Origin of the sequence: Metabacillus kandeliae, assembly GCF_021166585.1 — a bacterium.
GTDB lineage: Bacteria > Bacillota > Bacilli > Bacillales > Bacillaceae > Metabacillus_B > Metabacillus_B kandeliae.
The window spans coordinates 44,604-67,570 of record NZ_JAJOZE010000005.1; the positions used below are offsets into that span (position 1 = coordinate 44,604).

Annotated in this window: 19 protein-coding genes; 11 read left to right on the forward strand and 8 right to left on the reverse strand. The window is 45.8% G+C overall.

Going from position 1 to position 22,967, the window contains the following annotated elements; all coding sequences use genetic code 11:
* Positions 1-162 precede the first annotated feature (162 nt).
* The 4 genes from LRR81_RS12890 (at position 163) to LRR81_RS12905 (ending at position 4,445) form a co-directional block, all read left to right on the forward strand.
* Positions 163-1,155 carry a LacI family DNA-binding transcriptional regulator gene (locus LRR81_RS12890; RefSeq protein ID WP_231789785.1) on the forward strand — a complete coding sequence of 331 codons (993 nt, stop codon included), beginning with the start codon at positions 163-165 and terminating at the stop codon, positions 1,153-1,155.
* Between the two features lie 134 nt (positions 1,156-1,289).
* Positions 1,290-2,576, forward strand: a complete 1,287-nt coding sequence (hisD, locus tag LRR81_RS12895) for a histidinol dehydrogenase (protein ID WP_231789786.1) — start codon at positions 1,290-1,292, stop codon at positions 2,574-2,576.
* A gap of 184 nt (positions 2,577-2,760) precedes the next feature.
* Complete coding sequence (locus LRR81_RS12900; RefSeq protein ID WP_231789787.1) at positions 2,761-3,522, forward strand: SDR family NAD(P)-dependent oxidoreductase; 762 nt, start codon at positions 2,761-2,763, stop codon at positions 3,520-3,522.
* On the forward strand, positions 3,519-4,445 hold the full coding sequence (locus LRR81_RS12905; protein WP_231789788.1) for a 3-hydroxyacyl-CoA dehydrogenase family protein: 927 nt from the start codon (positions 3,519-3,521) through the stop codon (positions 4,443-4,445). Before LRR81_RS12900 ends, LRR81_RS12905 begins: the two co-directional genes overlap by 4 nt.
* A gap of 32 nt (positions 4,446-4,477) precedes the next feature.
* Here the strand turns inward: LRR81_RS12905 and LRR81_RS12910 are convergent, their stop codons facing one another.
* From LRR81_RS12910 to LRR81_RS12925, 4 genes are all read right to left on the reverse strand, one after another.
* A complete protein-coding gene (locus LRR81_RS12910) occupies positions 4,478-4,945 on the reverse strand; it encodes a DMT family transporter (protein ID WP_231789789.1) in 468 nt (155 codons plus the stop codon).
* A 14-nt stretch (positions 4,946-4,959) separates the two neighbouring features.
* A complete protein-coding gene (locus LRR81_RS12915) occupies positions 4,960-5,655 on the reverse strand; it encodes a Crp/Fnr family transcriptional regulator (protein WP_231789915.1) in 696 nt (231 codons plus the stop codon).
* A gap of 20 nt (positions 5,656-5,675) precedes the next feature.
* Positions 5,676-6,101: a DMT family transporter gene (locus LRR81_RS12920; RefSeq protein ID WP_231789790.1), complete on the reverse strand. Its 426-nt coding sequence runs from the start codon at positions 6,099-6,101 to the stop codon at positions 5,676-5,678.
* An 83-nt stretch (positions 6,102-6,184) separates the two neighbouring features.
* Entirely contained in the window at positions 6,185-6,511 is a 327-nt protein-coding gene (locus LRR81_RS12925; protein WP_231789791.1) for an antibiotic biosynthesis monooxygenase family protein, read from the reverse strand.
* Positions 6,512-6,667: 156 nt separating this feature from the next.
* Between LRR81_RS12925 and LRR81_RS12930 the strand changes: the two genes are divergently transcribed.
* The 4 genes from LRR81_RS12930 to LRR81_RS12945 all read left to right on the forward strand — a co-directional run bounded on the left by LRR81_RS12930 (position 6,668) and on the right by LRR81_RS12945 (position 10,879).
* Positions 6,668-7,141: a DinB family protein gene (locus LRR81_RS12930; protein WP_231789792.1), complete on the forward strand. Its 474-nt coding sequence runs from the start codon at positions 6,668-6,670 to the stop codon at positions 7,139-7,141.
* 292 nt (positions 7,142-7,433) lie between these two features.
* Entirely contained in the window at positions 7,434-7,910 is a 477-nt protein-coding gene (locus LRR81_RS12935; protein ID WP_231789793.1) for a DUF2975 domain-containing protein, read from the forward strand.
* 9 nt (positions 7,911-7,919) lie between these two features.
* A complete protein-coding gene (locus LRR81_RS12940; RefSeq protein WP_155113881.1) occupies positions 7,920-8,129 on the forward strand; it encodes a helix-turn-helix domain-containing protein in 210 nt (69 codons plus the stop codon).
* Positions 8,130-8,419: 290 nt separating this feature from the next.
* A complete protein-coding gene (locus LRR81_RS12945; protein WP_231789794.1) occupies positions 8,420-10,879 on the forward strand; it encodes a cyanophycinase in 2,460 nt (819 codons plus the stop codon).
* Between the two features lie 323 nt (positions 10,880-11,202).
* Here LRR81_RS12945 and LRR81_RS12950 read toward each other — a convergent pair whose 3' ends face one another.
* The 4 genes from LRR81_RS12950 to bglX form a co-directional block, all read right to left on the reverse strand.
* Positions 11,203-12,423: a DUF3344 domain-containing protein gene (locus tag LRR81_RS12950; protein WP_231789795.1), complete on the reverse strand. Its 1,221-nt coding sequence runs from the start codon at positions 12,421-12,423 to the stop codon at positions 11,203-11,205.
* A gap of 382 nt (positions 12,424-12,805) precedes the next feature.
* The gene (locus LRR81_RS12955) at positions 12,806-13,762 is read right to left on the reverse strand and encodes a LacI family DNA-binding transcriptional regulator (protein WP_231789796.1); all 957 of its coding nucleotides are present in this window, start codon (positions 13,760-13,762) and stop codon (positions 12,806-12,808) included.
* Between the two features lie 195 nt (positions 13,763-13,957).
* Positions 13,958-17,272 carry a GH36-type glycosyl hydrolase domain-containing protein gene (locus tag LRR81_RS12960; protein ID WP_231789797.1) on the reverse strand — a complete coding sequence of 1,105 codons (3,315 nt, stop codon included), beginning with the start codon at positions 17,270-17,272 and terminating at the stop codon, positions 13,958-13,960.
* Positions 17,269-19,452, reverse strand: a complete 2,184-nt coding sequence (bglX, locus tag LRR81_RS12965; protein ID WP_231789798.1) for a beta-glucosidase BglX — start codon at positions 19,450-19,452, stop codon at positions 17,269-17,271. The genes LRR81_RS12960 and bglX overlap by 4 nt, the downstream gene beginning before the upstream one ends.
* A gap of 319 nt (positions 19,453-19,771) precedes the next feature.
* On the opposite strand from bglX, the gene LRR81_RS12970 reads away from it, so the two are divergent.
* The 3 genes from LRR81_RS12970 (at position 19,772) to LRR81_RS12980 (ending at position 22,955) form a co-directional block, all read left to right on the forward strand.
* Positions 19,772-21,016 carry a sugar ABC transporter substrate-binding protein gene (locus tag LRR81_RS12970; RefSeq protein WP_231789799.1) on the forward strand — a complete coding sequence of 415 codons (1,245 nt, stop codon included), beginning with the start codon at positions 19,772-19,774 and terminating at the stop codon, positions 21,014-21,016.
* A gap of 176 nt (positions 21,017-21,192) precedes the next feature.
* Complete coding sequence (locus tag LRR81_RS12975) at positions 21,193-22,080, forward strand: carbohydrate ABC transporter permease (protein ID WP_231789800.1); 888 nt, start codon at positions 21,193-21,195, stop codon at positions 22,078-22,080.
* Entirely contained in the window at positions 22,080-22,955 is an 876-nt protein-coding gene (locus LRR81_RS12980) for a carbohydrate ABC transporter permease (RefSeq protein ID WP_408631605.1), read from the forward strand. The genes LRR81_RS12975 and LRR81_RS12980 overlap by 1 nt, the downstream gene beginning before the upstream one ends.
* Positions 22,956-22,967: the final 12 nt, after the last annotated feature.

Consider the following 22,967-nt stretch of genomic DNA (forward strand, 5'->3'; position numbering starts at 1 on the left):
TCTCCTTTCTTTTTGCGGATTAGCCTAAAAACGGCCCATCTTCATTATGTTATTTTTCAAATATTTTGTAAATTACAAAAAAAGTCTGTGTTTACAAAAACGTCTTTGATAAGCCATAATAATTTCACTGGAAAGAAATGTTTTCGTGAGAGGAGGAACGCAATGGATACGAAGCATGTTAACGCCATGGAGGTTGCCAGGGCAGCAGGAGTTTCCCAGTCAACAGTCTCAAGAGTGTTTACCCCTGGAGCAAGTGTATCAGCTAAAGCGAGAGAAAAAGTGCTGAAGGCAGCCAATCAGCTTGGCTACAGGCCAAATGCCCTTGCAAGGGGACTGATTAAAAAGAAAACAAATATGATTGGACTAGTGATGGGGGATATAAAAAATCCTTTTTATCCGGAAATACTGGAGAAGTTTACCCAAGGGCTTCAGGAGAAAGGCTTTCAAGTGCTTTTTGTTCAAGCAGCAAATGAAGAAATCCAGCAAGAGGAAATCACGCAGTTTTTTGAATACAATGTGGCTGGAGTGATTGTGACAGATGCGCTGCTGTCTTCCAATGTTTCCTCCAGGTTATCGGAAAAAGGCATCCCTGCAGTCCTTTTCAACAGGTATACGGAAGACGCTTCGTGCCACTATGTGTGCTGCGATAATTTTCAGGCAGGAAAAGAGATTGCTGAATACCTGGCTGAAAGAGGCCACAGGCGCTGTGCTTATATCGCCGGCAAAGCCAATACCTCAACAAGCCTTGAACGCGAGCGCGGATTTCGGGAAGGGCTGAAGGAACGGCAGCAGAACTGCACTGTGGAGCACGGGAATTTTACATATGAAGGCGGCTACCAGGCGGTCTTGCGGTTATTGAAAAAATCCTCTCCGCCTGATGCTGTTTTTTGCGGCAATGACATTATGGCCCTCGGAGCGGTGGATGCCGCTAAGTCTCTTGGAATAAAGCTCTCTGTCATCGGGTTTGATGACATCAGCATGGCTTCCTGGCCGCCGTACAGGCTCACAACCTGGCAGCAGCCTGTCGACGAAATGGTTCTGTTAACAATCCAGCATTTACTGAGTGAAATGGGTAATGAAAGCAAGGGGCCGGCTGCCGTTATGCTGAAAGGGAAGCTGGTTGAACGGGATTCTGTAGGCGCTTTCACGTATTAGTTGACAGGCTGGATTAATCACTCTATCCTTTAAATATGGACTATTCAGACAACTTTGAGAAGCGGCCATAAAGTAGGCCTGTAATAAAGGAATCATTTTTGCATACGTATGCAAAATTTGGAGGATGATGAAGCATGACAAAGATTTTGAAGCAGGGGAAAAGTAAAAAAGAATCAATTCAGGAGGATGCAAAAGTATCAGAGGCAGTCAGCAGCATGATTAAGAGAATCGAAGAAAATGGCGATTCAGCTGTCAGGGCGCTCTCAGAGGAATTTGATCAGTGGTCGCCGGAAAGTTTTTTGCTGTCAAAAGAAGAAATTGAGGAAATCGTCAGCAGCATTGATGAAAGAACAATTGAAGATATCAAGTTTGCCCAAAAGCAGGTGCGCGGGTTTGCAGAGGAGCAGCTGAAATCCATGAAGGATATTGAAGTGGAAACGCTCCCCGGCGTTATTCTCGGGCACAGAAACATTCCGGTAAACAGTGTTGGCTGCTATGTCCCAGGAGGACGCTATCCGATGGTGGCTTCCGCTCATATGAGTGTACTGACTGCCAAAACAGCTGGTGTGAAACGGGTGATTGCCTGCACGCCTCCAAACAAAGGAGAAATTCCGAAAGAGACCATTGCCGCTATGCACCTTGCCGGAGCGGATAAAATTTATTTGCTCGGCGGAGTTCAGGCGATGGCAGCGATGGCTATCGGAACAGAAACGATCGAGCCGGTTGATATGCTTGTTGGACCAGGAAACGCGTTTGTGGCTGAAGCAAAAAGACAGCTTTTCGGAAGAGTCGGAATTGATTTATTTGCAGGGCCGACTGAAATCCTTGTGATCGCAGATGAAACAGCTGACGGTGAAATGGTGGCCTGTGACATTTTAGGCCAGGCAGAGCACGGACCGACATCACCTGGGGCGCTCATAACAACCTCTGAAAAATTGGCAGAGGATACGCTGAAGGAGATTGAAAGACAGCTTGAAACTTTGCCGACAAGAGAGGTGGCAAGACAGGCATGGGAAGAAAACGGAACCATCCTTTTAGTAGAAAACGAGGAAGAAGCCGTAAAAGAAGCGGATCTTCTCGCTTATGAGCACGTGGAAGTTTTAACAAAAGATCCGGATTATTTCTTAAATAACATGACCAATTACGGAGCATTGTTCCTTGGGCCGGAAACAAATGTCGCTTACGGGGACAAAGTGATTGGCACAAACCATACCCTTCCGACAAAGGGGGCTGCCCACTATACCGGCGGACTGTGGGTTGGAAAATTCTTGAAAACCTGCACTTATCAAAAAGTAACAAAAGAAGCGAGCGCAGAAATTGGGGAATATGCAGCAAGGCTGTGCCAGATTGAAAACTTTGCAGGCCATGCCGAGCAGGCGCTGCTGAGAGTGAAAAGATACGGCAAGGCTGCTGTTCAATAGTTTGATTGATAACGCTCCTAAACTTGGGACAAATAGTTTTGGCGTGCCGGCTCCAATGGCGTTGGGTATAAAAATCCTTTTCCGGAGATCTTCAAGCACATGGAAAAGGCGGAGTGATATTTTACACTCGCAGAAAATGGTCACAGCCCGTTATTGATTTTAAGGTTTTAGGGGAGAGGCTAAAATGGCGTACTTTGATGAAATAAAAGGAATGAAAGTGCTGATGACAGGCGGAAGCAGAGGCATCGGCAAAAACATGGCAAAGGGCTTTGCCGAGCTTGGGGCAGACGTCGTCATTGCCGGCAGAAGCGTTGATGCACTTGCTTCCGCGGAGGAAGAGCTGAAGAGCATCCATCCAAACTGCTTTAGCCTGCAGGCAGACATGCAGCAGACAGACAGCGTATATGAAATGGTAGACAAAGCGGCAGAGATTTTAGGAGGAATTGATCTGCTCGTTAATAATGCAGGAATCAATATTCCAAAGCCGGCACTGGACGTAACGGAAGAGGACTGGGATCAAATCCTTGATACAAACTTAAAAGGCACCTTCTTCTGCTCGCAGCGGTCCGGTAAGCACATGATGAAAAAAGGAAAAGGAAAGATCATCAATATTGTGTCTCAAATGGCGTTTGTCGGCTATTACAAGCGGGCAGCCTATTGTGCAAGCAAAGGGGGCGCGGTGCAGCTCACAAAAGCGCTGGCAGTGGAATGGGCATCACTTGGCATTAAAGTGAACGCGGTAGCCCCGACGTTTATTGAAACAGAAATGACAGGGAAAATGTTTGAGGACAGGGACTTTTACGATGATGTGATCAGCCGCATTCCTTTAGGAAAGCTGTCAAAGCCTGAAGATGTCACAGGTGCGGTCCTGTTTCTGGCCTCAAATATGGCTGATTTTATAACAGGTGAGACGATGAAAGTCGATGGCGGGTGGACGGCCATATGAATGGAAAGCTTTCGATCATTGGAGCCGGCACGATGGGACATTCCATTGCCTTTTCTGCTGCAGCCGCCGGAATTAAAACAAGCGTCTGGGGCATAGATGAAGAAGATCTTGGCAGGGGAAAGACCGGTGTAAGGGAAAAGGCAGAAATGCTGAAAGATAACGGGGTTATCACAGAAATGGAGATGGTAAGAGCCCAATCGCTCATATCCTTTACAACCTCGCTTGAGGAGTGTACGGCTGGAACATCCTATGTGATTGAAGCAGCGCCGGAAAATCTGGAACTGAAGCAGGATCTTTTCAAAAACCTCAGCGAGCTTTGCTCTAAAGATGTTATTTTAGCAACAAACACCTCAGGCTTAAAGCCCACTGAGGTTGCTGCTTATGCGAAAGCTCCGGAAAGGACGATCGGGACGCATTTTTGGAATCCCGGCCATTTAATTCCGCTCGTTGAGGTTGTGCTCGGGGAGAAAACAGCTGAAGAAACCGTTGATACAACATTAGAGCTGCTGAAAAAAATGAACAAGAAACCGATCGTGATCAAAAAAGAAATTCTCGGATCCATCGGAAACAGGCTGCAGTATGCGCTGTTCAGAGAAGCACAGTATATCCTGGAGCAGGGCATCGCTTCAATGGAGGACATTGACGCAGCAGTGAAATACAGCATCGGCAGGCGCCTTCCGGTGACTGGTCCGTTTATGACAGCCGATATGGGCGGCTTGGATGTTTTTCATTCCATCTCTGACTATCTTTTCCCAGACTTATCAAAAAGCGATAAACCGTCAAGTCTGCTGACAACGCTTAAGGAAGAAGGCAAATACGGCCAAAAAACCGGGGAAGGCTATTACCAATGGCCGGCTTCCCTGTCGAAGGAAATGAGCGAAAAGCGGGAGAAAGAATTAATCTACTGGCTGAAAAAGGACTGAGAACAAATAGAATAGAAAAAAGCTTCCTTTCTTCAGGAAGCTTTTTTCATCTCTCCCGCTGCCCTTTGTCCGCTGAATTTAAAAAGAATGATTCCAGCAATGATCAGGAGCACACCAAACAGCTTTTTAAACGAAAACGGAACGGGTGCCAGCCCCATAAATCCGATGGAGTCGAGAACAAGGGCGGCACCAAGCTGAGAGGCTAAAACTATTGAGATGGCGAGGGTAGGCCCAAGCCTTCTGACGCCCTGTACCACACAGGTGACAACACCAACACCGATGATGCCGCTGAACCAGTACCATGTCTGCATGTTATGCAGCTGAAACATCTGCCTGCCTTCAAATAGTAAACCGAGGGTAAGAGATGCGAGAAAACCAAGTCCGAGTACGAGCACATTAACAGCCCATGAGCCGGCATGCTCGTTCACTTTGCTGTTAAAAATGTTCTGCAGGCCGACAAAGGACCCTGCAACAATGGCGAAAAGTATTCCTGCTAGCATTTTTTTCTCTCCTCTTATTCGTAAATATTGCCGTTTGCGATCAGGCCAAGGCCTTCTCTGTCTTTCACGATGATGCCTTTTTTCGTCCGTTCAATCAGGCCGTCTCCGCAAAACTGCTGAATCACGCGGTTCATGTGCCTGTAACTTGTCCCGATCAGATTGGCTGCGTCCCTCAGGTTTTTCGAGCTGTGCCGGCCTGTGAGGAATGTTTCGTCATCATAGGAAACAGAGAGCAGGTAGCTTGCGAGCCTGACCTCAACAGGGTAAAGCATATTGAACTGGAGCGTACTCGATTTGATATAAAATTTATCGGTAATAATGCCGAGCAGAAACTGAAGAAAGGCAGGATCTTCTCCGGCATATTTTCTCAGCTCCCTGTAAGGGATGCCGATCATCGTAACAGCAGAAACAGCTTCAACTGTATTGACCGTACTGGTACCCCTTACAAATTCAATGTCGCCAATCAGTTCAAGAGGCTTTTTAAAGGAAAGAATGAGCGTTTTTCCTTCAGGCGATGTTGTAAAAACCTTCACTTTTCCTTCCACAAGCACGTACAAGTGCTCGGAAATTCCGCCCTGCGAGCAGATGATTTCCTGTCTGTTAAAATGAGCAAGCTTCATATATGGCTGTACTTTTTGATTGAAAATGCTGTCCAGCTGAAAAGCCTTCATATAGGACTCGAGCATTTCAGCCTCAAATATTTTTCCCATCGCTTCCTCCATGGCCTGATTTACATGCTGATGACAATGACCCCTGCCGCCATCAAGCCGATCCCAATAAATTGAATCCATCTCATCTTCTGCTTTTTAGTTCCGAACCAGCCGCAGCTGTCCGTTAAAAAGGCTACACATAACTGGGCAATCAAAAGGGCTGAGATCGTAATCGTCATACCGACAAGATGGATGGCTGTTACATTGCTGAAAATCACAATCGCTGCAAAAGATCCGCCAAGCAAATAAATCGGCTTCACCTGTTTAAATTGCCTCCACGATTTGTCCTTTAGCAAAAACATTAAAATAAGTGCGAGGATAAAACCTGTCATTTGTGTAATAGCGGCAGCCTGCCATGTACCGATATCCTGGCCGATCCGCGAGTTGGCTGCACCTTGAAGTGTAATAAACACACCGCCGAAAAAGGCAAAAAGAATTCCTTTCATCATGTCACCCCCATCGCTATTATCGCTTTTTAAAGGGGAGGAAGAAAAGGACATATGTCCTCAAAAGGCAAAAAAGCAAATGGCTAACGTTCAAATCCATAATCGCGCTCTACCTTGCAGATTCGCACTGTATAAGATTGATACCAGTCTGTCTTTCCTTTTGCCTGTGCAGCCTGATGCGCGCTGTTTTCTTTCCACTGCTGAATGGCTTCAAGGCTTTCCCAATAAGAAACGGTGATGCCGAGACCTGTGACTCTTGCACTTTCGATGCCTAAAAACCCTTGCTGCCCGGCAGCCAGTTCATCCATTTTAGCGGCCATTTGCCCATAGCCATTGTCTCCGTCTGTTCGCTTTGAGGTGAAGATGACGGCGTAATAGGGCGGTTTAGGTGCTGATGAGCTTTCGTTCATAGTGAATGCCTTCTTTCGTGTTATGCTGCTTCCCGTTTTGTCGGGCGCTTTTTCTACTCTTATAGTCTATTTTAATCAATTTGATCCAGATTGACGATGTTTTCCAGAAGGGAGTATGATTTTATGGAATCCAATAAGTCATGGAGGGAGAAGCAAATGAAACAACTGCCTAGTGAACTCCTGAACTACCACAAGTGGGCGAATCAAACCATGCTGTCCCATATTGAATGCTTATCAGAAAACGTGTTTCAAATAAAAGCAGCAGGGTCCTTCTCTGCTCTGGCGGATGTCTTTTATCATATGTACCGTGCAGATCAAATTTGGTTCAGCAGATTATCCGGGAAGGAAAGAAATCTGGCCAATGGATTTGAAGATGCAAAGGAGGCACGAGAGCATTTAACGAAAGCCTCGGATGAAATGATCCGCCTTTTCAAGCAGCGGGGAGAAGGTTCTTGGACCATAACCTATACCGACTTAAGGGGAGAAACGTTTTCCAATACGTCAGACGAAATCATTTTTCAAACGGTCAATCATGGGACCTATCATCGGGGCAATGCCCTGACGATAATTCGGCAGCTCGGTCACAAAGGCGTCTCAACGGACTATCTTCTTTATCTTCGCGATCAATAAACCTCCGCCAGCCGAAGACTTACTGTTAAAAATCGGAAGGTTTGTAGGCAGATGCTTGAAGTTAAAGGAAAAGGAGAATTACCTCCTGCCCAACAACTTGGCATTACGGATAAACAATTTACCTTGAATGATATTTTATAGTTTAAATAAATCACCCACTTCAAAATGGGTGATTTATTTTTTGAAAAGGAATTTTCACTAACAACAGGAATTTAGTAATAAATAATAAATATTTATTGATAAACAATAAATTGTAAATTATAATTAACAAAAAATGGAGGATGATTTGCATATGAAACAATATAAAGTCACTTTTTTAAAAATAACGATCTTTATCATCGGGCTTACTATACTTTCATTATGTATATTTTTATTACCCAACTTAGCGAAAGAAGCAGCAGCGATGGACCCTGAGTATGCTTATTTGAAAATGCCAGTTCTTATGGGAATATATTTATCAGCCATACCATTTTTTCTAGCTTTATACCAAGCCTTAAAAATTTTAAACTATATAAAAGGAAAGGCTGCCTTTACGAATTTATCTGTAACTTCTTTAGGGTATATAAAAAATTGTGCAATAGCCATTATCGTTTTATATTTAATAGGGATGATTTTGCTGACAGCGCTAAATACGCTACACCCTGGCATTGCCCTTGTGGGGATTGTAATAACTTTTGCTTCACTTGTTATTGCTGTTTTTTCTGCCATTCTCCAAGAACTTTTACGAAGTGCAATTGAATTGAAATCGGAAAATGATTTAACGGTTTGAGGTGGAGAAATGGCGATAATCATTAATATTGATGTAATGCTTGCGAAAAGAAAAATGAGTGTATCAGAACTAACTGAGAAAGTTGGTATTACAATGTCTAACCTTTCTATTTTGAAAAACGGAAAGGCAAAAGCCATTAGGTTTTCGACTTTAGAAGCAATATGCAAAGCACTGGAATGTCAACCTGGTGATATTCTTGAATATAGAAGTGAAGATTGAACATTTAATAAGGAAATGGCTTGGAATAATTCCAAGCTATTTTTTATGCGAATTCATCTTTGAATGATAGTAAAAATTGTTGGGAATTGCCCTGCGATTAATATTGAGATGTAAAGTTTTGCCCCCCAACAGTCAACCCGTTATCAGCAGATGGGGGTTTTTGATTGTTTTAAAAAACACCCAAAAAGATCCAATTTTCTGAAAATATCTTGACGTTAAGCCATTTGTCGGATTGGCACAGTTCTTGCTATTCACTTAAGAGAAGGAAAATGATGGAGGTGGAGGGAAGGATGAAAAAAATTTGGTTCATGTTGCTGGCAATATGTTTAGTCTTTAGTTATGCAGAAATCCCTGCAGCAGCGGAGACTGGCAAAACAGTAAAAGGAAATTTGCTTGTTGCAGGAGGGGGAATTGAAAAGAGCAATCAGGAGGTTTTTAATGAATTGATCCGGCTTGCCGGGGGGGAAGAGAAGGCGAAAATTGGGATTGTACCGGCTGGTTCAAGCACGATGGCTGAACCGGCTGAATTAAAAAAAGAGCTGGAGAGCTATGGAGTAAAGGGAGAGCAGATTGAGATTCTTCCAATCTCCCATCATGATTTCAAGGATACGAAGCAAAATGAAGCGAAATGGAAGAAGAATGTTCAGCAAGAGGTCCTTGCTTCCAAAATTAACAAATTATCTGCCATCTGGTTTGCGGGAGATGATGTTCTTCAGATTAGAAACGCCCTTCAGCAAAAGGATGGGACAAAGTCGAAGGCACTTCAGGCTATTTGGTCTATATATCAAAAAGGCGCTCTGGTCGGAGGTTCGGCTGAGGTGCTGGGAGATAAGATGATTGTCCAGGGAGACAGCCTTGGGGCATTAATGGGGAATAAAACTCCAAAAGGGGAAGGCGAACCGCTTCATGTCACAAAGGGCTTAGGCTTTTTCCGATATGGACTTCTGGATTCCCATTTTGACGAAGAATCCAGACTGGGCCGGCTGACAGCAGCAGCTCTTCATCATAACAAGTCATTTTTTTCCTATGGAATTGACGAGTATACGGCCGTCAGTGTGAATGATGCGTCAAAAACGATGAAGATCTTCGGAAGAGGAGGGATGACCGTTATTGATGTGAGCAGCGCTTCGGTTAAGAATTCCCGAATAAAAAATATCAAACTTCATCTGTTTGCCCCAGGTGATACGGTTGATTTTGCAGCAAAGAAGTGGACCATCCGGGCAGACAAAGAAGGGACGAAGGGCTATGAATACTATAGCTCCAAGCCTCTTCCTGCCACAGGGGGTTTGACATCATACGGCAGGCTGAAAAACTATCTGGCTTATTCACTGATGGATAACAGCAGCACCGATCAAGTGGAAAGTGCTCTCTTTACCAGCAAGGGGGACGGCTTCCAGCTGATTTTCAGAAAAACAGCTGACTCAAATGGATATTGGGGCTACAAAGACGGTCAAAAGGATGATTACTCCATTGTCAACGCGGAGCTCGAAATTTCTCCGAAGAAATTTTTGTTTAAAAAGAATCCAACGCTTTTCAAAGACTATAAAAAATCGGAATTTCCGCTCCCAGACACGCACAAGGAGCCATTAAAAGGAAATCTCGTGATTACGGGAGGAGCTCTTGGTTCAAGCAACAAGGGAATCTATCAAAAATTTATTTCTTTAGCGAAAAACGGAAAGATCGGCATCGTCCCAGCTGCAAGCTCAAGCATCAGCTCGACCAAATCATTCAAAGCGGATTTGATCCATTATGGTGTTCCGGAAGTAAACATCAGCGTTATTCCGCTTTCGACTCATGATCTGAAAGGTACGCCAGAAAATGAAGCAGAATGGGCTGGGAATAAAAACAGCGATTCTGTTGCAAAGGACATTCAATCGCTCAGCGGGATCTGGTTTGTCGGAGGAGACCAAACGAATATTACCGCCGCTCTTTTCAACGAAGACGGATCCGAATCAAAGGCGCTGAAAAGCATGTGGGACATTTACCTCAATGGGGCCGTTCTGGGAGGAACAAGTGCTGGGGCTGCCATTATGAGTCCTGTCATGCTTGCCGGCGGGGGCAGTCTCGATACCCTTGAAAAGGGCTTTACAAATGAATACGAAGGGGAACAGCAGCAGGAGGGCGGACCCGCTTACCTTGAAAAAGGACTTGGTTTCTTCCCGTATGGTATGGTCGATCAGCATTTTGACAATAAAGCAAGGCTCGGCAGACTGATTGCGGCTGCTTATGAAAAAGGGAATCGGAACGAGCTGGCCTTTGGAATTGACGAAGACACCGCTTTGGTCATCAATAATAAAGAGCACAGAGCGGAAGCGGCAGGGAGAGGCGGTATTACCGTGCTTGATCTATCGAAAGCTGTTCAGCCAAAAGGCCAGCCAAGCGTCTATCGAAAAATTCTCTATTCTTTTATACAGGCTGGGGATTCAGTAGATTTAAAAACAAAGAAGATCTCGATCATAAAATCAAAATCTCTGATAAAAGATAGAAGCAGTGATAACAAGCCTGCTCCTTTTTCCGGAGTCTTAACGCCTCACAGTCTTCTAAGCCACTACACTTTTTACTCTCTCTTCGGTCATGCAGGGGTAAAAAACTCACATGCTTACAGCTTTTCAGAAGGAAAGGGTATCCAGCTGACCTTTGGGAAAAACAAAGAAACGATGGGGTTTGAAGAAAGTGGGAATGGCTTCTCCTTTGTTAACGCAACAATGGATGTAACACCTATTACCTCTAAAATAATAAACCGAAAATAAATTTTCGAAAAAAAGAAACCAGACAAAAAATGGCTGGTTTCTTTTTTGTTTTGTTAATCAATAGGCCGCGTCCCTGAATGGGGCATGCTGTTTTTATAATGGCTGTATCGGATAGTTTTGAAATAAGAAGAAAGCCCATGAGCCGGCATGCTCATTCACTCGCTGTTGATGGCGCATAAAGGAGGAAACTCTTAAAAAATGCTCCTGCTGAATTCTCCTTATCCGTTCAAAAAAGAAGAGTTTAAAAAAGGTTCATAACGAAAAAAACGCTCAGGAATATTTCTGAGCGTTTTGCTGCTGAACAAATGGATCAGCACAAACTCTTAAGCATTAAATCCGGAAGTCACATAGTCTGTCAAAATTTTAGAGAAGGAAATAAAATCATTCGTGTTGAGCAGATTATCGAGCTCACTGCTTCTTTCCAAGACAAACTCCGCTTTGCTGTAAAGATCATTGTCGAAAAGCGTAGTTAAAATAAGCCCGTTCAAAAATGGATTTTCGGCGTCGCCATAAGAGACTGTTCGTCTTTCGAAAGGTGCAAGATTGAAGGAAACGGTTCCATCCTGATTAACAGGATTTGTTCCCTGGCGCAGAAACAGGGTAATCTGCAAAGTAGCTGCACTGTTATTAATAAACGTTTTAGAAGGCTGCTCTCCTCCTGCCGTTACAGAAAATACCTGTGCGATATAAGTCAGGCAGTCATTCTGGGAAACAATGGCTGCTTCTGCTGAAGCATCTCCTGCGGCAACAAGACTGCTTACGTCAAGAACCAATGTATCCCATAGGCCATAAGCAGGGTTTCCTGTTACACCAATCCCATCCTGTCCATTAAAGGCATCTTCCGGTTTGACATTTGTCCCTGGGCCAGCAACCGCCGTATTATTGAAAAAAGCCTGGTCAAGAGGAATGTTTGCCTGTCCATCCGCTACAATATAAGCTGTTCTGGCACTTGGAGAAGAGGAAGCGCGAAATCCACTGAGTAATGTTGAGACCGTTTGGCCGCTGAAGGTTACGCCGCCTTCATTTATGATGATTGTTTTTCTTGGAAGGCTCTCGTTGGCATAAATGATAACAAGCGATGCCCCTTCTAGAAGGGGAGGAATAATTTGGGCAGCTGGGTCTGAATTGTCCTGTACGCCTGATGGGAAAGCGGTTAGTGTATTTATGCCGGTATTTGCAAGGCCTGTAACATCTGCACGAAAAACATCCTCCACATCTACATTTGGCCAGCAGGGATCTCCTATCGCTATTGCTACAGGAGTACCGGTAATAAGTGTGCTGTTAAAAAGGCCTGTAGGGTTTGGCGCTTTCGTGTTCTCGCGCAGGTAGGACCAATACAAGAAAGCCTTAACGATCGTGGAGCCTGCAGGGACAAGCCCGCTCATATCGATTATTCCTCTTTTAGCCTGATTAACATTGCGCAGGCCCACGCCATTTGCAGCAAAATCACCATTCAGCGTGTTGCTGTAAAAAGGAGCAAGAGGAACGGACGGCGGGTAGATAATATCAGCATTGCCTGTATTTGAGCCGAAAGTATCAGCCATATAATTATCCATCCTTTCACTATTAAAATAGCTGTACGCTATAAAGTATGAAAAATAGAATAATCAGCTTGTACGAATTTCTCTATCATAAAAAAAATGTTAGAAACACCTTGTCTTTACGGGTTGAGAGAGAACTATTTCAGATGAAGAGGAAGAAATGGATCGGCGTTAAATGTTGTGGTGAACACCTGTTGATTGGAGGGGAAGGCGGCCTACTCCTGCGGGAGCAGCGGGACAGGTGAGATCTAAGCAGGCGCTAAAGCGCCGAGGAAGCTCACCGCCCGCCCCGCGGAAAGCGGACGCCTGAAACGGAAATCAACAGCCAAATTATAAGAACAGCAATAATAGAAAAAGACCGGCTACAATGCCGGCCTAAAAACCCTCAAGCAGAATCCCCTTTTACTAATGAAACATAAATCCGTTCATGATCTATCGGTTCTGAAGCAATCAGCTTCAGCAGCTGCTCAGCAGCGAGCGCTCCCCATTTATGCTTGGAATAATCGATTGTGGAAAGCCTTGGGGAGGCATACTGGGATACTTCAATATTATCGAAGCCGATGATATCAATATCTTTCCCGACCGCATGCGGTGTTCCGGAAAGATAGTTGTACATGCCGATCGCCATTTCGTCGTTGAGGCAGAATACGCCGACAGGCTCTGTCATTTCAGCCGAGATCTGCATGGCCGCCTTTTCGCCCGCGTTTTTGTTAAAATTGCCGCTGATCTCAATGAAGCGGATGTCAGGATGCCTGTCCGCAACCTGTCTCGCAGCCTTCAGCCGCTGATTGCTGTCATAGGAGCCGGAAGGGCCTGACACGGCATAAATGGTGCGATGGCCTTTTTCAATCAAGTGTTCCATCGCAAGGGAAGCACCTGCTTTATTGTCGAGCAGCACCTGATTGATGTTCGGGTGGGGTATTTCCCTGTCAAGCACAACGAGCTTGTGACCTCTGTCCGCGTGTGACAGGAGTTCCTCTGAGGTGAACGTTTCATCGAGCACAATCGCGCCGTCGATCATCCGTTCCGGCAGCATGCGGTGCGACCGCTTGCCGCTGCAGACAATCAGGTCATAGCCGCGCTCAGATAAAAACTCCTGCATCCCCTGAAGCAGTTCCCCGTAAAAGGCGCCGCTGTAGTTTGTTAAAAATACGCCGATAATTTTCGTTTCCTGCTTTTTTAAATTTCTGGCAGCAGCATTCGGGATGTAATTCAGTTCTTTTGCTATCGCCAGAATCCGGGCTGTCGTTTCCTCCGTCACTTTCGGATTGCCGTTCAAAGCATAGGACACGGTGGAGATGGAAACCCCAGCTTTTTTAGCAATATCCTTAATACTGACCACGTGTTTCTCTCCTATCTATTAAGCCTTTATTTTTAAGGCTCTGTTAAATTGGCTGCTGATCTCAAGCACGAGGCGTCCGCTTTCCAATCAGCAGGTAAAAAAATCAATCCCTTTCAATAACAGAGTCCCTTTAAAATAAGAGCCGTAAAGCTGAGTATTTTCTATTATTATACAGTTAAGAAGACGGTAATCCCATTAATTGCACTGTATTTCTATGACATTTTCTTCCTGATCCAATAGGGGGAGAAGAGTGCTTTTTTGTACAAGCAAGCCTCCCTGACGGTAAGGGTTATCAAGCTTCTGAGTCTGAACCTCTTTGCCGTTAACCAATACCTTGCTCTCTGTGCATCCAAGGCTGAAGCTGTACACCGCCGGTTTCCCATAAAGAAGGGACCTTACTTTCAGGGCATCAAGACTTTCCGTAAGAACGGGATCGAGCACAAGGCTGTCTGCATGGAAGCGGATGCCAAGGCAGTTGGAAAGCAGCTGGTTCATGTAAATGCCAGGGCCGCTGGAATAGATGCGCCATCCGCCTTTCACAGCTGTTTCGCCTGTTTTCAGCTTTTCAAAGTTTTCTTCTGCTTCATGTCTAGTTGAAAATTTGCCGTCTGAGCTGCTGAAATAGGCATTGCTTTGGCGAAGCGCTGCATTTGGAACGGCAGAGGTGATGCCGACTGGATTAATCGCTTCAAGTCCCTGCCATACTTCTTCCGGTTTTCGGAGTTTGGCCATTGCTTCGATAAAGCGGATATGAGCATGAACATACTGCAGGCCCACTTCACGGCCGAAATTGGCTGCCTGCTCAGCGCGTTTAAAGTTTGTGCTGACGCCGCCTTTGTAAGAAGCAGGGCGGTTCATCAGCCTGACGCCATCTGGAAAAGAAAGATGCTCTTTAATGATGGACAGGTTCGTTTTTGCCTGCTCTGGTGACACAAGCTCTGCAATCATGCTTCGCGTCAGCGGCAGAAGCCTGTACTGAATGCCGGTTTTCTTGTCTTCAGGATGAACCATTTTTTCAGGCTGGCTTTCATTCTCCATATATAAGAATCCAGGAATCACAGGTGTATCGAGCATGTACTTGGAGAAATCCTGCTGAATCGAATCTGCCAGCTCAGCAAGCTCTTTTGCCTGCTCTGGGCTATACTCTGACAGCGCGTTTGAAAACTGACGGAAAGCCTGGTAAGTAAGCGCCACTGTCCAGCTGCTCGCCATATGTTTTTTCAAAGAAGGATTGGCAGGCTGCAGTGTGTCATCCCAGTCTCCATCCCCATAAGCGGAAAGAGAAGTGCCAGAAAGGAAGTGGCTTTTGATAAAGCGTATTTCTTTTTGGGCATGTTCCAGGATCGTTGCCGTGCTGCCGGTAGAAAGCCCGCTTTCTCTGTCAGTATAAGAAACCTTCTCCTTCAAAATCGCCGTGTCGCCTGTTGCAAGCAGATAGTCGCTCAGAAGCTTGAGCGGCCAGACGATAATATCACCGTGGCTTTCCTCCTGCTGCATATTGGAGTAGCGGTCGAACATAAACCACTGCGGCCAGTTGCCTGTATCCTCGTATTGATGAGAAAAGACAGTCCGCAGGATGTGCTTGACTGCTTCATCATTCCGGGTGGCGAGGAAATATTCAGCTGGTCCCTGGCACACGTCCCTTGTTCCCCATGCAGCGCCTCCGTACTGCTCAAGACCGTGCGGCACAGAGTAATGAACCAGCATGTTATGCGTGTACCACCAGGAGAGAATGTTCAATTTTTCAGCAGCCTGTGAAGGGTGCTGGAGCTGAAAATGGTTCATTGTGTTCTTCAAAAAGCGGCGGTATTCTTCGATTTCTTCACTTGCATCAAGCTGTTCTGCCGGGAGCCCGTCACTATTGTCAAAGCTTCCTTTAATGGTCACGGTAAAAGATGCGGTCTGCTCCGTTTCGATGACAAACAGCGAAGCTGCCTCAAAGGCTTCATGCTCTGAAATGTTAAATTCTGCATCAAGCGTCATGCTGTACTGCAGGCCGGGATATTTGCCAGCGCTGTCTGCCTTTTCCGAAGCTGTAAAAGCAATGGTTTGTCCATTTCTCACAGCGCCAAACGGCACTTCATATTCATTGTTGTTCATGGACACTTGATGTGTCACAAGACAGCGGTACGCTTTCCCCTGCATGGAGCGGAGGACGAGCTGAACAGCAGGGGAGCCGGCAGCTGTAAAATTCGTGACAACAATGAGGTCATCAGCTGTTTTGTAATACCAGCGGGCATAATTAAAGCCTATTTCAAAAAGAGAAGGGAGGCCTAACAGTTCATAGCCGCTTTCCGTTTCCAGATAAATGCGCTGGCCTGAAGTTTTCAGGATATTCAGCGGATTGCGCTGGTTTGTCAGCATTTTATGGAACGATGTGTTGCCATAGGCAAGCTGGGAGTTGAAAATGCCATAGATATGGCTTGTTGTTGTGATCGTTTTTTCAGGATGTTGGAATTGAACGCTATTCATCAAAATGTGCCCGTGAGGACGCTCCATTTGCAGCTCTTTTTCTTTTAATACGGCATGCTCATAGCTGCCTGTGAAAAAGGAAAGCAATTGTCCGTCACTGTACTCTTCCTGAATACGGTCTGGGAAAAGCAGGTCCACATCTTCCTTTTGCATGCTGAATGTTTTTAAAACAGCGGAAGGAAGGGGAATAGAGGCTATTTTGCTCTCAGCAGAGAAGGTTCCGTCAAAGCTTCTCGTTTCGTTCCAGGCTTCAAAAAGAACATCTTCGAATTCAGGGGCAGCAACAGCCTCGGGATGGTCTTCCCTGAAAAGGCCATAAAAAACAAATTCCGCTTTCCCTTCAAGCGCAATCCGTTTCGACTGCAGGCCGGTATAGGCAAATTCATATTGATAGATTTCATTCGGAAGATCTCTTTGATAAAAAGCTTCCGGTTCATTTGTTTCTTTATAAGAAAGGCCGAAAAATTGAAAGCCGTCCGTGCAATACCCGGCAGCCTTTGTCAGCGAGCCCTGCTGCAGATACGGAAACTTGCCGTCCTGCGGCTGGTTCTGACGCGAGCAGACAACATAGCCGGTTTTTTCGTCCGAATAAACGCTGTGGTCAATATACTGGGCAACAAATGCTTCATTTGTCCTGACTGCTCCTCTGTGAGCAAGGCCGATGTCCTGGCCGTAGAGAAGATCAGCTGTCACACCTGACCCCTCAAGAGTTATTTCCCAGAACCAAACACCAAGAGTTGAAAGAGAAAATGTCACTTCATAGCGGACGTTTTCAGCTGTGCCTTGAAAAACAGCCTGATTTTCTGAAAAAGTAACCGTGCTGCCTGATTTTGCGCCAAGCAGCGGGAATACGCTGATTTCCGAATTGCGGTGCAGCCGTAAATAAAGATTATTGAGAGAGCCGTCAACAGGGTTGCCGAGCACCTGGTTAATCATGATCGGGCCGTGCGCTGCCTCATATAAATCTCCGCCGGGGAGAAAAGTAAAGCTTGTTCCGCCAAGAGAGATGCTGTGGTTTGTCTGAATCAAGGTTGTCATTTCATATCCTCCTCTTTCATATGCAGCAGTTCAAAGGAAAGCGGTGCAAGATCTCTGCTGCTGCCTCCGATAAAGGCATGAAATTTGCCCGCATCGCTTTTGAAGCTTAAGTCTGAGTGATAGTAGCGAAGATCCTTTTCACTAAGCGTAAAGGAGACTTCTTTCGTTTCTCCCGGCGCAAGCTCTATTTTCTGAAAGGCTTTCAGCTCTTTTAACGGACGGACCACTTCGCCGGACAAGTCCTGCACATAAAGCTGGACTACTTCCTCGCCGGCATATTCACCGGTGTTCGTTACCTGAGCGGATACGGTCAGCTCGCCTTGCGGGCTGAGTATTTCTGAAGAAAGGCTGGCATGGCTGCAGTCAAAAGCTGTATAGCTTAAGCCGAAGCCGAATGGAAACAGCGGCTCGTTCGGGATATCTAAATACTGGGAAACATAGCGTTCCTGTGCATCTGGAGCATCCTTCGGCCTGCCTGTATTGTAGTTGTTGTAATAGACTGGAATCTGTCCGGCTGAATAAGGAAAGGACATCGAAAGCTTTCCGGAAGGGTTGGCCTCTCCTAAAAGCAGATTGGTGATGGCATCTCCGCCTTCAGAACCTGGAAACCATGCCTCCAGAACCGCATCGCAATGCTCGATTACACCGTGCAGATCAAGCGGACGGCCGTTGAACAGAACAGCGGCAATCGGCTTTTTCATTGCTTTCATGCGCTGTACTAATTGGAGCTGCACAGGAGGAAGCTGTATCGAAGCTCTGCTGCCAGCTTCACCGCTCATTTCAGAGGCTTCGCCAAGCGCGAGCACGATGACATCAGCTTGCTCCGCCGCTTTTTCAGCTTCCTTCAGCATCTCTTCTGATCCAGTTTCAATATGGGAGCCTTGTGCTGTTAAAATTTCAGGCAAGTTTTTCTTTTGTAATCCGGCAAGGACTGTGACAGCATCTTCCTTGCTGCCGTGCCATGACCATGGACCAAGAATATCGCCATTGTCTGCAAAAGGACCGATCACCGCAATCTTCTGCTCTTTTTGAAGCGGCAGCACGCCTTCATTTTTCAGAAGAACACACGATTTTTCCGCCAGGATTCTGGCTGTGTCCCGATGCTGCTTAGAGAATACGATTTCCTGCTCTTTTTCCTCATCAGCCGCTCTGTAGGGATTATCGAATAGACCGAGTTTTTCTTTCAGATCCAGTATTCTGAGCACAGCTTCATCTACAAGCCCTTCGTTCACTGAGCCTTCTTCAATCAGTTCTTTCAAATATCCCGGATAGCACGCCGTCATCATTTCGATATCCACACCGGCTTCGATGGCTTTTTTCGCCGCTTCTTTTTCATCCTCTGCCGTGCCGTGGGGGATCTGCTCTTTAACGGCGCCCCAGTCTGAGATCAGGATCCCGTTAAACTGCCATTCTTCTCTCAGCAGCTTTCGCATCAGCCATTTGTTGCCTGTAGCGGGAACACCGTCCACTACATTAAAGGAAGTCATCACCATTTCAGCGCCTTCTTCAAGGGCTGCTTTGTAGGCCGGGAGGTATAATTCCCTGAGCTCTCTCTCTGACATGTTGACAGTATTGTAATCGCGTCCCCCTTCAGCAGCTCCATAAGCGGCGAAGTGCTTCACACAGGAAGCGATTTTGGAGAGATCTTCTGTAAGGTTCTTTCCTTGGAATCCTCTGACAAACGCTCTTGCAAACACACTGTTAAGGTAAGGATCTTCACCGGTAGATTCCATCACACGGCCCCAGCGCGGGTCGCGAACTAGGTCAGCCATGGGGGCGAAGGTAACGTGGATGCCGGAAACAGCCGCTTCTAAAGCTGCGATTGCAGCGCTTTCTTCGGCAAGGACGGTATCCCATGAGCACCCGATGGCGATCGGAACTGGAAAGATGGTTTTATAGCCGTGAATAATATCGGCCATAATGAGAAGCGGAATGCCGTGACGGCTTTCTTCTAAGTAGGCTTTTTGAATAGAGATGGATTCCTTTGCACCTGAAGCTCCAAGAACGGAGCCTGCAGCAGCGGCGGTACTTTCTGAAATGCCGAGACCGGCAAGCGGTCCTGTAATTTGTCCTTCGTGCTCGGAGCCTTTAAAGAAAGGAGCGGCAAGCTGGAGAAGCTGGGCAATCTTTTCATCAAGGGTCATGGAAGCGAGCAAGGTTTCGCGCGGGGCAGTCAGCATATTACAGTCCTCCTATCTGAATGGTGAATCATTTAATTTATTGAAACGTTTCGATAAAGCTACACCTGGATTATAAACGCTTTCAAACTGGCAGTCAATGAACTTTGTTTCCTGTATTCGTTGTTATATAAGGATTACTTGGTAAATTATTAAAATATCAGAAAAAATGAAAATAGCTATTGAAACCGATTACAATGTGGAATATAATAAGCCTGTCGAAACGTTTCTACAAAAAACAAGCTTCGAAATATTTTTTTACAGAGAATCGAAACGATTCACCAATGATTGCCAGCTTTATCATTATGCAGGGGGGATATCAATGAAAAGAAAGTGGATGGCTTCAATGGGCTGCGGCCTGCTGCTTGCAGCAAGCGTTCTTGGGGGATGCTCGTCAAATTCAGCATCTTCCGGAGGCAAAACAACCATCAATGTATGGGGGATGGGCGAAGAGGCGAAGTCTTTGCCGAAAATGGCAGAGGAGTTTGAAAAAGCGAATCCCGATATCGATGTAAAGGTACAGGCAATTCCTTGGGAAACAGCACATGACAAGCTGCTGACGGCTGTTGCATCAAAAAATGGTCCGGATGTTCTGCAAATGGGGACAACATGGGTACCTGAATTTGCTTCAGCAAATGCGCTGATGGATCTCACACCATATATCGATAAATACCCTGAGTTTGCTCAGGACAAGTTTTTTGATGGTTCTATAGAAACAACAAAAGCAGACGGCAAAACAGTCGGAATCCCCTGGTATGTGGATACACGGGTTCTCTTCTATAGAACGGACTTGCTGAAAGCAGCAGGCTACAGCGAAGCACCGAAAACGTGGGAAGAGCTGAGCGATGCGGCATTAAAGCTGAGCAAACGCGGTGAAGGCAAGTACGGCATTACGCTTGATCCGAAAGAGCAGACGCTTTCCTTTATGTTTGCCCGCCAAAACGGCTCAGAACTTCTTGATGCAGAGAATAAGCCTTTATTCAACAAACCGGACTTTATAGAAGCCGTAAACTATATTGACAGCTTCTATAAAAACGGTTCCAATGCTCCGCCTGATTCAGGTCTTGATATTGTGCAGGCTTTCAAAGGAGACGGCATCATCCCAATGTTCATCAGCGGCCCTTGGATGGTCAAGATGATCAACGACCAGGCGCCTGACTTGAAAGGCAAATGGGCAACAGCCGTTATGCCAAAAAAAGAAAACAATACTTCTGTACTTGGCGGCTGTGATCTGACAGTCTTCCAATATACAAAGCATAAAGAAGAAGCCCTTAAATTTATGGCCTTCATGAGCAAGCCTGAAACACAGGTGAAATGGCTGAAGATGACAAATGCGCTTCCTGCAGCAAAAGAAGCATGGAACGATCCTTCTCTGAAAGAAGATCAAAATTATAAAACATTTGGCGATCAAATGGTTAACGCAAAGCCGATGCCGGGTGTGAAGCAGTGGGAGCCGCTTGCGCAAAGCTACCTCACAACATTTGAGAAAATTTACAGAACCGGGGCTGATCCTCAAAGAGAAATGGACGCCTTTAATAAAAAAGCAGAAGAAATGCTGAAAAAGTAAGCCATTGACCGGCAGGCAGGAAGCTGTCTGCCGGTTTTATAAAGTTTCCGCAAAGCTAGAGGGCTTTTTTCTTAGAAATTCTGCCCTGGCGATTGCTGCGGAGCGGCAGCCAAAGTTTTTAAGAAAAGAGCCTTATAAATTGCCTCCTGCACGGGATGAAGAAGGAAGGGATACTTATGAAAAGCACGGGAAACAGCAAAACGCCTTATTTATTTATAGCACCAGCCCTTATCCTGCTATCGCTGTTTTCGCTTCTGCCCATTGCGGTTGCCTTGATGATCAGCTTTACCGATATCAATCTATCAAGTCTTGCGGACTGGTCCGCCATTAATTTTATCGGACTCCAAAATTATTTGGATGTTGTCAAAGACCCGATCTTTGTTAAATCAATCCTGAATACCTTGTTTTATGTCGTATTCGGTGTGCCGTTTGTGATTATCTGCTCGCTTTCCATTGCGCTTTTGATCAACTTCGGCAAAGCGCGCATTTTTAAAGCGTTCCGGGTCATCTTTTACATGCCTTCTATCACAAACGTTGTCGCTGTAGCGGTTGTGTGGAGCTACCTCTACAACCCGCAGTACGGGTTATTCAACTACCTTCTGAAGCTCATCCAATTGCCGGCAGTGCCATGGCTGACAGATCCTGTTATCGCCAAAATCTCACTGATCATTCTTGCTTTGTGGCGGGCAATCGGGCTGAATATGATTATCTTTTTAGCAGCGATCCAGGGAATTCCGAGAACCTACTATGAAGCAGCAGAGCTTGATGGAGCAGGGCACTTCAGGCAAATTTTCAGCATTACGCTGCCGCTTCTCCGCTATGCGATTTTCTTTGTGTCTGTCACAACAATGATCGGCTGGCTGCAATTCTTCGAGGAGCCGTTTGTTATGACAAAGGGCGGACCGCTGGACAGCACAACCTCTGTCGCTCTCTTTATCTATCGAAACGGATTCCAGCAAAGCAACTTCGGCTATGCAGCAGCAGGTTCGTTTGTTCTCTTTATAGCGATTATCGTTATTACACTGATCCAGTTTAAGTTTACTAGAAAGGAAGCGGATATTTGATGAGCAAAGCCATGATGAATACATCTGTTCCTGCGGTAAAATCTGAGCGCCGGAGAGTAAGACCGGGCACCGCCCAGCAATGGACGGCAGGGATTATCCTTGCTCTTGGCGGCTTGCTGTTCGCTCTCCCTTTCATTTGGATGATCCTTTCTGCCTTTAAATCGGAAAGTGAAGTTTTGCAGCTGACGCCGTCCCTTTTCCCGAAGGAATTTACACTGGATAACTTTAAGAACCTTTTTGAAAATATGAATTTCGCCGTCTATTTAAAAAATACGATTATCGTAGTAATCTGCTCATTTGCCGGTCTTTTCCTGAATGCAATGGCAGGCTATGCGTTCGCGAAGCACCGCTTTAGAGGAAAAGAAAAGCTCTTTTACCTGGTGCTTGCGACGATGATGATTCCAGGCCAGGTAACAATGATTCCGGTTTACCTGATTTTGAACCAGCTTCATCTCGTCAATACAATGGCCGGCATCGTACTCCCAGGACTTGTTGGAGCCTTCAGTATCTTCTTGTTCAGGCAGTTTATGACCACCATTCCAGATGAGCTATTGGAAGCAGCACGGCTTGACGGGGCAGGGGAGTTCAGGGTTTTCATGCAGATTATCCTGCCAATGTCCAGACCGATCCTCGCCGTTCAGGGGATTTTGACCTTTATTGCCGGCTGGAACAGCTTCCTCTGGCCGCTGATCATCGCAAACGATGAAAGCCTGTATACACTTTCAGTCGGACTTTCTCTGTTAAAAGGGCAGTATAACAGCAACTTTGCCCTTCAAATGGCAGGCTCCACCTTCATGGTTGTGCCAATTGTGATCATCTTTATCATCTTCCAGAGACATATCATTGACGGCTACAACATATCAGGAATGAAATAAGAAAAAGGCTGG

Excerpts from the sequence above, each read along its gene's own strand:
- LRR81_RS12890 (WP_231789785.1), top strand. The coding sequence starts at position 163 with ATGGATACGAAGCATGTTAACGCCATGGAGGTTGCCAGGGCAGCAGGA.
- hisD (WP_231789786.1), top strand. The coding sequence starts at position 1,290 with ATGACAAAGATTTTGAAGCAGGGGAAAAGTAAAAAAGAATCAATTCAG.
- LRR81_RS12900 (WP_231789787.1), top strand. The coding sequence starts at position 2,761 with ATGGCGTACTTTGATGAAATAAAAGGAATGAAAGTGCTGATGACAGGC.
- LRR81_RS12905 (WP_231789788.1), top strand. The coding sequence starts at position 3,519 with ATGAATGGAAAGCTTTCGATCATTGGAGCCGGCACGATGGGACATTCC.
- LRR81_RS12910 (WP_231789789.1), bottom strand. The coding sequence starts at position 4,945 with ATGCTAGCAGGAATACTTTTCGCCATTGTTGCAGGGTCCTTTGTCGGC.
- LRR81_RS12915 (WP_231789915.1), bottom strand. The coding sequence starts at position 5,655 with ATGGGAAAAATATTTGAGGCTGAAATGCTCGAGTCCTATATGAAGGCT.
- LRR81_RS12920 (WP_231789790.1), bottom strand. The coding sequence starts at position 6,101 with ATGAAAGGAATTCTTTTTGCCTTTTTCGGCGGTGTGTTTATTACACTT.
- LRR81_RS12925 (WP_231789791.1), bottom strand. The coding sequence starts at position 6,511 with ATGAACGAAAGCTCATCAGCACCTAAACCGCCCTATTACGCCGTCATC.
- LRR81_RS12930 (WP_231789792.1), top strand. The coding sequence starts at position 6,668 with ATGAAACAACTGCCTAGTGAACTCCTGAACTACCACAAGTGGGCGAAT.
- LRR81_RS12935 (WP_231789793.1), top strand. The coding sequence starts at position 7,434 with ATGAAACAATATAAAGTCACTTTTTTAAAAATAACGATCTTTATCATC.
- LRR81_RS12940 (WP_155113881.1), top strand. The coding sequence starts at position 7,920 with ATGGCGATAATCATTAATATTGATGTAATGCTTGCGAAAAGAAAAATG.
- LRR81_RS12945 (WP_231789794.1), top strand. The coding sequence starts at position 8,420 with ATGAAAAAAATTTGGTTCATGTTGCTGGCAATATGTTTAGTCTTTAGT.
- LRR81_RS12950 (WP_231789795.1), bottom strand. The coding sequence starts at position 12,423 with ATGGCTGATACTTTCGGCTCAAATACAGGCAATGCTGATATTATCTAC.
- LRR81_RS12960 (WP_231789797.1), bottom strand. The coding sequence starts at position 17,272 with ATGACAACCTTGATTCAGACAAACCACAGCATCTCTCTTGGCGGAACA.
- bglX (WP_231789798.1), bottom strand. The coding sequence starts at position 19,452 with ATGCTGACTGCCCCGCGCGAAACCTTGCTCGCTTCCATGACCCTTGAT.
- LRR81_RS12970 (WP_231789799.1), top strand. The coding sequence starts at position 19,772 with ATGAAAAGAAAGTGGATGGCTTCAATGGGCTGCGGCCTGCTGCTTGCA.
- LRR81_RS12975 (WP_231789800.1), top strand. The coding sequence starts at position 21,193 with ATGAAAAGCACGGGAAACAGCAAAACGCCTTATTTATTTATAGCACCA.
- LRR81_RS12980 (WP_408631605.1), top strand. The coding sequence starts at position 22,080 with ATGAGCAAAGCCATGATGAATACATCTGTTCCTGCGGTAAAATCTGAG.